A 2155-nucleotide genomic window follows, 5' to 3' on the forward strand; every position below is an offset into this window, starting at 1 on the left:
CTCCTGAAGCGCCTCGCATTCACGCGGCGCGCTTGAGCTCTGTTTTAGCGGACGCTGGCGACCGCGTCGGAGCGGCCGTCATTGATCGTCACCCAAACGCCGGAATTCTGGTCCGACTGGCGCTTGAGATAGGTGTAGTCGGTGTCCGTCCAGGACAGGACCTTGGTCTCAAGATTGTCGAGGATGAATTCTCCGAGGCTGGTGCGCACGGTCAGCACCGCGTGGCCGTCGCCATTCGGCTGGCGCGCCACCGTCATCAGCAGATTGCCGGCGGGGACGCCCACATCCATCAACTCGCGGCGCTTTTCCAGCGCGTAATCCTCGCAATCGCCATAGCCATTGGCCGGATAGGCCCAATATTCCTCGACACCGTAGTTTTCCATGTCGGTGCGCGGCTTGATGCGGGTGTTGACCGAATTGTTGATGTTGACGATCGTCGCCCACAGCTTGCGGGTCAGTTCGACCGGCGCACCCCTGCGGGTCCGTTCGCTGCATTCGCCGGGAATGCGCTGGCAGAACTCATAGTGACCAACAGGCTGGGTGGTGCGTCCGCCGGTGTGCATATAGGCCGGTCCCGCGGCATATGCTGATCCCCAAGCGGAAAGCTGCATCGCCATTGCCGCCAGCAACAGCTTGCCCCTCGTTTTCTTCATTGTTGTAGTCTCCCCGTTCGAAGGAGACATTGCCACATGTGGATTTATTTGACGCAAAAGCGCGAAGTAGATATTGAGTAAAAGTCCAATAGAATAAACGTAAAATTTGAATCATTTGAGTATTAATTCGTTTGGATATTGGGGCCCCTCACGACGGGGGCGGAGGGCTTCCAGGCCCCTCCAACAGCGGCCGAAGCATGCCATGGCGTCGAAAACAAAAAACCGGCCGCAAGGGCCGGTTCCTGGAATGTTGCTGTCGGGCCTGCTCAGGCGCGTGGCGTGTTGAATTCGGAATCAAGCGTTTCGGGACGCTGGATCACAGCGAATTCGATGGCGACGCCGTCCTCGAAATGACGCACGACCTGCCCGCGCATGGTGCCAAGCATGACCTGGATGCCGATCGCCGGTTTGACGTCGATTTCGACAGCGGCGCCGGAGAGCGAAAGGTCGATGATGCGGCACTGGTACTGGCGGCCGTCGGTGAGCTGCAGCACGCTTGTCGGATTGCGCGGTGCGACGCGCTCGTGGCGGCGATCTTCCGGCAGGTCGAGTTCATGCTTGTTGGCCAGCCAGGTCAATTGCGCGGCCAGCTTGTCCTTCTTGCGATCCGACGCAATGACGGTCATTGCGAAACCGTCCTGCAGGGTGCGTGTGACGACGCCTTCGATGCGGCCGATATGATCGATGTAGGCGATGATTTTTTCGCCGGGCATGCCGATGCGGTCGGTGCGAAACGCGACATTGCCCGGTGACATGTCGACGACCTGGCAGGGATGTTCGGTGCGGTCTTCCAGCATGAAGCGTCCGTAAATTTTAACCCGGACGCGCTGAAAGTTTCGCCTTTCAGCTTGGGACGGCGCATAGTCGACCGCCGCTGACCTCATGACTGCCTACACCCCGTTTGGCATCCCGCGCGCCGATGCGAGGAACTTCATCACAGAAGTACAACAAAGCGGGTTAACAAAGGGGAAAAGCGGGCGCTCCAGCGTTTTCCTTTTTGCAGGCCGTGGTGCCAAAACCGCCGCGCAGTTTTGGGCGACGTGCATCAGGTCTCAAAAAACAGCGGACTATTCCTCGCGCCCGCCATCGAAGACGACGAGATGACGGATGCGACGCACCCGGCCGAGCGCCGAGATCGTCTCGGGTGCCCCAAGTTCATCGGGAACAAGCGAGGGAACATCGATCGCCGGGCGATTGTTCAGAAGCTCCTTCTCCGGATCTATGACGCGGATTGAATCGATCAACGCATCGGTGATCGGATCGGCACCCAGCCAGAAGGGTTTCTCCACGGCGCTGATGACGCCCAGGCAGCGCGGATTTTCGACGCCGCCGTCCAGCGGCAGGGCAAGCAGTTCGAACTTATTGGAGCGCCCGTTGCGGCTGAAGCCCTCATAGCTGATGAGCACGACCGATTTCTGCTCGAACACGCCATGGATCAGGCGCGAGACGAGCCGCTGGTCCTTCTCGCGCCTGATCCATGGCGTGTTCGAGCAGAAATCGGT

The 2155-nt window shown here is 59.5% G+C and carries 3 protein-coding genes; all 3 read right to left on the bottom strand.

Annotated elements, in window-relative coordinates:
* Window positions 1-44 precede the first annotated feature (44 nt).
* On the bottom strand, window positions 45-653 hold the full coding sequence (locus EN879_RS33070; RefSeq protein ID WP_063168098.1) for a transglutaminase-like cysteine peptidase: 609 nt from the start codon (window positions 651-653) through the stop codon (window positions 45-47).
* Window positions 654-919: 266 nt separating this feature from the next.
* Window positions 920-1537: a PilZ domain-containing protein gene (locus tag EN879_RS33075; RefSeq protein ID WP_013531341.1), complete on the bottom strand. Its 618-nt coding sequence runs from the start codon at window positions 1535-1537 to the stop codon at window positions 920-922.
* A gap of 183 nt (window positions 1538-1720) precedes the next feature.
* Window positions 1721-2155, bottom strand: a 435-nt coding sequence (locus EN879_RS33080) for a PAS domain-containing protein (protein WP_127274565.1), incomplete at its 5' end; no start/stop codon positions are given.

Source organism: Mesorhizobium sp. M7A.F.Ca.AU.002.02.1.1 (genome assembly GCF_003998535.1).
Classification (GTDB): domain Bacteria; phylum Pseudomonadota; class Alphaproteobacteria; order Rhizobiales; family Rhizobiaceae; genus Mesorhizobium; species Mesorhizobium ciceri.

Bases quoted from the DNA above. Each gene is read 5' to 3' on its own strand.
- EN879_RS33070 (WP_063168098.1), bottom strand. From the start codon at position 653: ATGAAGAAAACGAGGGGCAAGCTGTTGCTGGCGGCAATGGCGATGCAG.
- EN879_RS33075 (WP_013531341.1), bottom strand. From the start codon at position 1,537: ATGAGGTCAGCGGCGGTCGACTATGCGCCGTCCCAAGCTGAAAGGCGA.